Raw genomic sequence first — 7486 nt, forward strand, 5'->3', positions numbered from 1 at the left:
AGCAAGGTTCCCGCCAGCACGACGATAAGCAATCGAGAGAGGGTCATCATGGCATTACCCGGCGGAAGGAACGATCCAAGCGATCACGTCATCCGCTCACTCAACGGTGATGTGAGCAGTCTAGGCCAGTCCAGGGGACTTGTCGACTTTCGGGGCGCCGCGCGGAAAGGGCCTGCTCTAGACCCGAGAAGCCGTTTCCTCGAGCAGAACAGTATTGAATCCTCCGCCTGTAGCGATCTTGCCGTAGAACAGGTGCAAGGTGGGTGGGGTACTGGACATCAGCGATACCTTTGGTGGCGTGCCTGGGACGGTCGGAGCTAAGACACCAGAACGGCTACTCGAACTGTCCCAGGCTGCCACATCAGACAGGCTGGCAGGGCATCCTTCTGTCCCACGCGCCCGAATTGGTCGCCGCGGACCTTACTGCCAAACACCTCCGGCGGGCCAGAAGGGGCAGCGGCGGATGAGTTCAGGCGGCTCTGGTCCAAGCCCCCGAGCGGGCAGCTGACGCGGCGAAGCTCTCGAAGTCCCGCGGGAGACGCCCAAGCGCGCGCTGCACCCCGTCGGCGACGCGGGCATTGCGTCCATCCAGGGTTTCGCGTGCGATATCCGTGATGATGTCCGCTAGCGCCTCGCCTGCTGTGGCCGCGACGCTTGCATGGAACGCCTCGAAGGTGATGGGCAGATACTGGATCGGCTGGCCGATCGCCCGCGACAGTACCTCGGCCATCTCAGCGAAGGTCATCAAGCGCGGGCCGGTGACCTCATAGAGCTCGCCTGAATGCCGCTCCTCCGTCAGGGCGGCGACGGCCACGTCGGCGATATCGTCGATGTCGATGATCGGCTCGGCGACCTCGCCGCCCGGCATGGGCAAGACACCGGAGAGAACCGGCTCGCGCAGCGCGCCTTCCGAGAAGTTCTGTGCGAACCAGGCCGCGCGAACAAGGGTGAAATCGACACCCGACCCCCGCACCGCCTCCTCGGCGCGCTGAGCGTGCTGCTCGCCTCGGCCGGAGAGCAGGACCAGCCGCTCCAGCCCGGCGATCTTGGCCTCATGGCAAAGCGCGTCGACCCGCTCCACCGCGCCGGGCATGGCGAGGTCCGGGAAGTAGGTCACATAGGCGCGCGAGGCTCCCTGGAGCGCGGGCGCCCAGGTCTCCTGGCGATCNNNNGGGGTTGCTGAAGCGCGCGAGCCCCGGCGCACGGGATGGCCCATGGCTTCCAGGCGGGCGGTCACGCGGGAGCCGGTTTTTCCGTTGGCGCCGATGACAAGGATGGGTTTGGTCTGCATTTCTGGTCTCCTTTGATCGAGAATAGGATCAAGGAGATAGCAAGCCGACCGGCGCGGGTCTTGGCATCCCATGCCAGTGTTTTGGCCTCGCGCGCCACGCCAGATGGATGGAGCTTTTGCTAGCGGGCCGTTTTCGCCCTGCGGAACTCGGCGGGCGTTTGTCCGGACCAGCGCTTGAAAGCTCTGGAGAAGGTGCTCTGCTCCGCATAGCCGGTGAGAAAGGCAATCTCCGCCAGGGAGTAGGGGCTCCGCGAGAGGAGCCGCTCGGCCAACTCGCGCCGCGCGGCCTCAACCAGATCGTTGTAGGCAAGGCCGCGCTCGGCGAGGCGCCGCTGCAGAGTGCGTGCGCTCATCCCCAGCCTGACAGCCACCGCTGGCAGGCTCGGGACGCCTTCGCTGAGAGCCTGGGAGACTTGAATGCGCACCCGCCGCTCAAGGCCCTGGTCATCCGTCAGCCCGGCAAGCTCGCGTTCCAGGTGACTGTCGAAGAACTCCATCATCCCCGGATCGCCGAGGCGGTTCGGAGAGCGCAGGAGCGCTTCGGACAGTTCAATGGCGTCGTGCTCTGCGCCGAACATTACGGGGCACCCGAAGTAGTTCTCGTGCGCTGAGACGACGTGAGGGGCGTCATGCTTGAAGTAAACAGCCTCCGGCCGGAAGGGAACCTGGCAGACCTCCTGGCTGATCCGCATGATCGCGGCCAGGGTCTGCTCATTGGAGATGCGCAAGCCCAAGCGGCGCTCTCCCTCGCGGTGGAGAACCAGCAAACCGCGGTCGCTCGCCGGTAGGATCTCGTAGGTCGCGACGCTGGTCAGGACCAGGGCGTAGCGCACGGCCCGCTCGAAGGAACCGCGGAGGTCCACGGCCGACTTCCAGGCGAGGCCGAAGGCGCCGTAATCGTCGCAGCGCATGGAACCCCCGACCCGCAGGGAAAGGGAATGTCCCTCCGGGTCACCGCGGACAACCCGTTCACACAGGTCATAATAGTCGCTGTCCGGGATCATCTGCTTGGGGTCGACCGGCGCTTTTGGGTCGATGTCTAACGAGGCCAACAGCATCTCGCGCCTTTGCGCCGCCGACCCTCTGTCAGTAGTGGCGGCGCCCACGACCTTGTGCGCGAACAGTGCGGAGATCTTTCCCATGGGCCACGATTATTCGAACAAAAGGGGAGGCATGGGAAGGAAGTTACGCTGTGGGGCGGTTGTTCTGCTGGATCGATTGAATGAAACGCGGGCGGCAGTCCTTCTTGATTCGCAGCCGGTTAGTTCTTTTCATGTGAGAGAATGGAGAGGGCCAATCGCAGCGCTTGAGCGCAGCTGGCCATCCTGGAGCCCTGGACCTTGTTGGCGCCACGCGCGAACAGGGAGGAGTCGGTGGCGAGCGCCCGGAGGGCCGCTACCTCTTCGGTATAGCCGCAACGCCGCATGGCTTCCGAGGTTCCGCCCAGCCAATAGTCGGTCTCCTGATCCGCGCTCAAACCTGAAGGGGGACTACTGGGGCGCAGCCGCATCCATCCGGAGGTCGCCAGGCCGCCTGCGTTGGTTTCCCGCAGGCCGGTCAGGGGATCGGCTACATCTTCATAGGTGAGCTGCAAACCACCCTCGCGGTTCGCGATCGGCGGAGCCGGGGCTACGCCTTGACTGCAGGCCGCTCCCAGCAGGAGAGCGAGGGCGCAAAAAACGGTCGAGAAACTGATGGCGCGAGGTATCCCAAAGCGGAACATGGCGGCTTCTCCCTGGCCAACTTCTCCAAGAGTCTATCAGCATCGACATCACAGGAGATAGCAGCCATGTCAAAGAGATAGAGCAGGGGGCCTGGGACTAGATGAACTTGCGCAGCCCAAAGGCGTTAGAGGTCATCCTCGCCATTGCTCTCTTCGCCCTTCGCGGCACTCATGCCAACCTTGCCGTCCTTGGACTCAATCGTGTCGTTCACAGAGTCCGCGGCGGCTTTGTTGCTATCGAACGCCGGAGTGTCGTCGTCCATGGTGTCGTCCTCCGCTGCGGCGTCGTCCTGGAAGGGGCTCGCCAGGGCTTCGGTGAAGCTGGCGATCGCTTCCTCGAGCGGACTGGTATCCTCAACCGGCTCTTTCTTTGTTGAGAGGTTGCCGAGCGCCACGCCGAGCGTCTCGCTGTTCTCTTCCGTGGTGCCCTCTTCGGAGGTGGCCGCGCCATAGGCGACACTGGCCTGGCCGGCAGCCGAGTGACTTGCCGCGTTCGTGGTGTTTCCGTTGATCGCAGAGTGCAGGGCGTTCAGGCGGCCCCCGAGGACTTCTGCCAATCCCTTGATGGATTCATGGACAGCTTGACGGGCGTCCCGCGCCGCTTCTGCAAGATCCTTGTTCGAGTTTGACGATCCAATGGATTGGCCGTTCGCGGTGGCCTTACCCTTTGCCAGGCCATTGCGACCGTTGATGCCGTTGTTGCTTTGTGGACCGTTGCCCTGGGACCCGCGACCGGCTGAGCCGCCATTTCCGTTCTCGGCGCCATTTCCATTGCCGTTGCCGTTACCGCCCGGCGCCGCGAAGGCAGAGATTTGATCCGGCGCCGTTTCGCCGATCACGAGCGGACCGGTGAACAGAAGGCCAGCGCTCAGCACAAACGCGCCGGCGACAGATGGCATGACGATGATCCTTGCAAACTTGGTCACGGGAATCTCCTCTCAACCTTCGAACTAGAGCCTCTCTTTTGCCTTCAAGGCTAAGCAGAGGCACAGTTCTTTGTCGAATACCGGTATTTAAAGGAAATGTGGATATTCCCGGATTTCCAAGGAATTATTCGGCCTGGTCACAGAATGGTCACCGTGTGCGCTGCGCTGACTGCTCCGAAGCGCTTTTTTGCCAGCGCGCACAGGACTATGCCCTTCTGCGCCTAGAAGGCGCCGGACGGATGAATCTCTCACGGGTACTTCTGTGTTAGGAGGTGGCGAGCAGCGCCATCATGTCTCCGCCGAAGAAGTAGGCGCCTATGCCCACCGCTAAGGCGGAGAAGACGAACGCTTCAAGAAAGATGTTGCGCGACATGACTCAATCCCACGGAAACAGTTTATAGATAGTTTTGTAGGATTCACCCTATCGGAAACTTGCTTAATGCCCGGTAAATTTTTCCCTTCAAATACATCAGGCATGCGCAGCGATAGGTCGTGCCCGGCGCGCACGGCCATAGCGCCTTACCGACTCTTGTTGGAAAATAACGGATGGCGAGAGTTCATTGGGGTGACTTTTGCGGCTAGGACCTCTAGTCTGCACAACGGATCAAAACCAGAGGGAGACTGGTGAATGGGAGGGTTCAACGACCTCTTTCGGGTGGTTACCGACAATTTGCTTATTGTCGCTATTGTTCTCGGCGTTTTTGGCATCTGGTTGGCGCGGCGCTAGAGGAGCCACGGCTTCGAGAGGGATTCACTTCCCCAGAATTCGGTCGAGAAGACCGCTTAATCCGCCGGGGAGGGCGAACTCAAGCAATAGGAGGACGCCGATCGCACCGATGACGACCGCAAGCGCGCCGGAAGTTTGTGGGCCGGTCTCCATCATGGCTTTAATTCCTCATTCGCCTAAGAGCCTTCGTAAGCGACTACACTGAGTAACACCAAAGAAGATTGCAAGAGGAACAAGAACACTCATGCAAAATAGAAAGATTGAGAGAAAAGCCATCCATCACAGCAGAAAAATTAGGTCCCTCGGCGCGGCGTCGGTAATGACCGCAGCGCTCCTTTCGATCCCAGCGCCGGCGCTAGCCGATGAAACGCTGGATCAGCTGGTTCTTTGCTCAGCGATATTCAACGCCTCGGTGGCGCGCACCAAGGGCGAGGAACTGCGCGACGATTATGTTCAGAAAACCCTGCGCTACGCCCAGGCGGCCATCGCCGAGGCGGAGCAGCAGGGCATGAGCGAGCAACAGTTCCAGCAATACGCGCTGGAGTTGGGCGAACGGGCGACGATCCAAGAATCGGACTTGGCCGCTCAACGGTCGCACTGTCTATCGAAGGTGTCCGTCGAGTAGTCGCCTCCCGGCGCCCAAGCGTTACGAGTTTTCTTCTTCGTTGGCGCTGTTGTCCAGCGAGGCGCCCGTCGGGTCCTTCTCAACAACATCGGCGACGGTGTCGAAAACCCGCGCCTCTTCGCTCAGCTGTTCCTGAAGGTTGGGGTTCTGCTCCCCCACATGGCGAAAGAATTCGGCGGCATGGCGAAGCAGGCGTGCAGAAATTTCAGCATTCGTTGACATCAACGACGCTCCTTTTTGGATAACGATGTGATTTTGGGTGAGGCGCAAGGCTAACATGAGCCTCGGCGGCCTTGGGAAGGAAAAACTTCCCGCAGAGCCCGAAAATTCCCGGCGAGGGGCTTCCCTTAGGCCTGGGCTTCCACTTCCGCTAGAGCCATCTCGATGTACAGCTCCCGAAGGCGCTTTGAGACCGGGCCGGGCGCGCCATTGCTCATGATCCGGTCATCGATCCGGACCACGGGCATGACGAAGGAAGAGGCGCTGGTCGAGAAAGCCTCGGCCGCCTCGTAGGCTTCTTCCGGCGTGAAGGCCCGTTCCTCGATCTCGATGCCGTCGCGCTCGGCCAGGGCCAGCACAGCCTTACGGGTGATGCCGTGAAGGATCTCGTTGCTCAGGTCGCGCGTCACCAGCTTCCCGTCGGCGGTAATGATGAAAGCGTTGTTTGAGGAGCCTTCGGTGACATAGCCATCCTCGACCATCCAGGCGTCGTTGGCGCCGGCGTCCAGCGCCTGTTGCTTGGCCAGGGATTGCGCCAAAAGGCCAACGGTCTTGATGTCCCGTCGTTTCCAACGGATATCGGGCAGGGTAACCACCGATATGCCTTTCTCGGCGGACTTGCTTTCCAGGACCGATTTCTCCTGGGTGAACATGACCAGGCTCGACTTGGCATCCTCCGGAAAGGCGAAGTCGCGGTCGGCGGCGCCGCGCGTGACCTGCAGGTAGATCATCCCCTCGTCGAGCTGGTTGCGCGCGACAACCTCTTTCTGCACCGTCTCAATCTCCGCATCGCTGCAGGGCGGCGCCATCTTGAGCTCAGCCAGGGAGCGTCCCAAGCGCTTCAGGTGCCCCTCGTTCTCGACCAACTTGCCACGGATAACGGTGCTGACTTCATAAACGCCATCGGCAAAGAGGAAGCCCCGGTCGAAGACGGAGATCTTAGCCTCTTCCTCTGGAAGGAACTCACCGTTGACGTAGACGATACGGGACATGTCGGGGCGCTCGCTGATTGGGGTTGGCCGTTAATCTGGCGGTCAGTGTGCCGATTTCCGCCTTGCGTTCAAGCCCCGTTCACGCCCCGGCAAAAGGCTTTAATGCCCGTAATAGACCCCGACAACGAGATTGAGCCCGCTGACCTTGTCGCGGGGGATGGAGAAGGTTTTCTCCGGGTTCAACTGACGCAGCTTCACCTTGTCGGTGTCGAGCGACACCAGTTCCTTGATGAAGGCCTCATGCTCCGTCGCATCCTCCGCCCGCGTGATCAAAAGCACGTCGGAGCCCTTGCGCACCGGGCGCTGAGGATGAATCAGCAGAAGATCGCCCTGCCGAAACCGGGGTTCCATGGAATCGTTCACCACGTACATCGCAAAGGCGTTGGGAACGCCGGCGAGCGGTGTCGGCCGCTCGATCCACTCGATGGGGTCGTAGTCCACCAACATACCGTCCGGCCCGCCTTGCGCGCTCGCATAGACCGGAAGGTCGCGCGCGCCCATCGGAGCATTGCGCCCGAATGCCGCGTTCGGACGGGGCGGTTCGCTGGCCCCCATGACCGTGTCGCCGCCGGCGCCCTGTGAGGCTGCTGCGTTGCGGCCGGAGGACATGGCGGGGGAGGGCAGAGGCTTGGCCCCCGGCCCCACGACCACTGTGCGGCCCTCATGCAGCGCAAGAGGATCCAGACCGAGCGCATTCGCCAGTTCGACGAGATAGCGTGGCCGCCGGACGTCTCCGGCCTCCAACTGTTGGATGGCTTGCGCGGAAACACCGATCCGGCGCGCCAGTTGCGGCTGCGACAGGCCGATTTCAGTGCGCCTCTGACGCACGACATCTTGAATCTTGTTCATAGTCTCGTTCCTACAACATTCCGTGATGAAAATATTTACAATTAAAATGGTTAATTTTACGACAAGGAAAGTTATATATCCCACAACAACAATAGCCAAGTTTGGAGGCGAGATGACACCGACCCGCTTGAAGA

Annotated in this window: 9 protein-coding genes; 1 reads left to right on the plus strand and 8 read right to left on the minus strand. The window is 61.3% G+C overall.

Annotation, left to right across the window (positions count from 1 at the left end):
• Positions 1–469 precede the first annotated feature (469 nt).
• The 5 genes from P8X75_14055 to P8X75_14075 all read right to left on the minus strand — a co-directional run bounded on the left by P8X75_14055 (position 470) and on the right by P8X75_14075 (position 4823).
• Positions 470–1291 (minus strand): NmrA family NAD(P)-binding protein, encoded by an 822-nt coding sequence (locus tag P8X75_14055; protein ID MEJ1996307.1) that lies wholly within the window; start codon positions 1289–1291, stop codon positions 470–472.
• Between the two features lie 119 nt (positions 1292–1410).
• Positions 1411–2433: an AraC family transcriptional regulator ligand-binding domain-containing protein gene (locus P8X75_14060; GenBank protein ID MEJ1996308.1), complete on the minus strand. Its 1023-nt coding sequence runs from the start codon at positions 2431–2433 to the stop codon at positions 1411–1413.
• Positions 2434–2552: 119 nt separating this feature from the next.
• Positions 2553–3014 (minus strand): hypothetical protein, encoded by a 462-nt coding sequence (locus P8X75_14065; protein MEJ1996309.1) that lies wholly within the window; start codon positions 3012–3014, stop codon positions 2553–2555.
• A 125-nt stretch (positions 3015–3139) separates the two neighbouring features.
• The gene (locus P8X75_14070; GenBank protein MEJ1996310.1) at positions 3140–3940 is read right to left on the minus strand and encodes a hypothetical protein; all 801 of its coding nucleotides are present in this window, start codon (positions 3938–3940) and stop codon (positions 3140–3142) included.
• 751 nt (positions 3941–4691) lie between these two features.
• A complete protein-coding gene (locus P8X75_14075) occupies positions 4692–4823 on the minus strand; it encodes a hypothetical protein (protein MEJ1996311.1) in 132 nt (43 codons plus the stop codon).
• Between the two features lie 163 nt (positions 4824–4986).
• On the opposite strand from P8X75_14075, the gene P8X75_14080 reads away from it, so the two are divergent.
• The gene (locus tag P8X75_14080) at positions 4987–5292 is read left to right on the plus strand and encodes a hypothetical protein (GenBank protein MEJ1996312.1); all 306 of its coding nucleotides are present in this window, start codon (positions 4987–4989) and stop codon (positions 5290–5292) included.
• 21 nt (positions 5293–5313) lie between these two features.
• Here the strand turns inward: P8X75_14080 and P8X75_14085 are convergent, their stop codons facing one another.
• The 3 genes from P8X75_14085 to P8X75_14095 form a co-directional block, all read right to left on the minus strand.
• On the minus strand, positions 5314–5514 hold the full coding sequence (locus P8X75_14085; GenBank protein MEJ1996313.1) for a hypothetical protein: 201 nt from the start codon (positions 5512–5514) through the stop codon (positions 5314–5316).
• 125 nt (positions 5515–5639) lie between these two features.
• Entirely contained in the window at positions 5640–6503 is an 864-nt protein-coding gene (locus P8X75_14090; GenBank protein ID MEJ1996314.1) for a D-amino-acid transaminase, read from the minus strand.
• A gap of 99 nt (positions 6504–6602) precedes the next feature.
• Entirely contained in the window at positions 6603–7352 is a 750-nt protein-coding gene (locus tag P8X75_14095; GenBank protein MEJ1996315.1) for a LexA family transcriptional regulator, read from the minus strand.
• Positions 7353–7486 lie beyond the last annotated feature (134 nt).

Source organism: Limibacillus sp., assembly GCA_037379885.1.
Lineage (GTDB): Bacteria > Pseudomonadota > Alphaproteobacteria > Kiloniellales > CECT-8803 > JARRJC01.

What these genes read in the sequence shown, in the direction of transcription:
- P8X75_14060 (MEJ1996308.1), bottom strand. Translation starts at nt 2,433, where the DNA reads ATGGGAAAGATCTCCGCACTGTTCGCGCACAAGGTCGTGGGCGCCGCC.
- P8X75_14085 (MEJ1996313.1), bottom strand. Translation starts at nt 5,514, where the DNA reads ATGTCAACGAATGCTGAAATTTCTGCACGCCTGCTTCGCCATGCCGCC.
- P8X75_14075 (MEJ1996311.1), bottom strand. Translation starts at nt 4,823, where the DNA reads ATGATGGAGACCGGCCCACAAACTTCCGGCGCGCTTGCGGTCGTCATC.
- P8X75_14065 (MEJ1996309.1), bottom strand. Translation starts at nt 3,014, where the DNA reads ATGTTCCGCTTTGGGATACCTCGCGCCATCAGTTTCTCGACCGTTTTT.
- P8X75_14095 (MEJ1996315.1), bottom strand. Translation starts at nt 7,352, where the DNA reads ATGAACAAGATTCAAGATGTCGTGCGTCAGAGGCGCACTGAAATCGGC.
- P8X75_14090 (MEJ1996314.1), bottom strand. Translation starts at nt 6,503, where the DNA reads ATGTCCCGTATCGTCTACGTCAACGGTGAGTTCCTTCCAGAGGAAGAG.
- P8X75_14080 (MEJ1996312.1), top strand. Translation starts at nt 4,987, where the DNA reads ATGACCGCAGCGCTCCTTTCGATCCCAGCGCCGGCGCTAGCCGATGAA.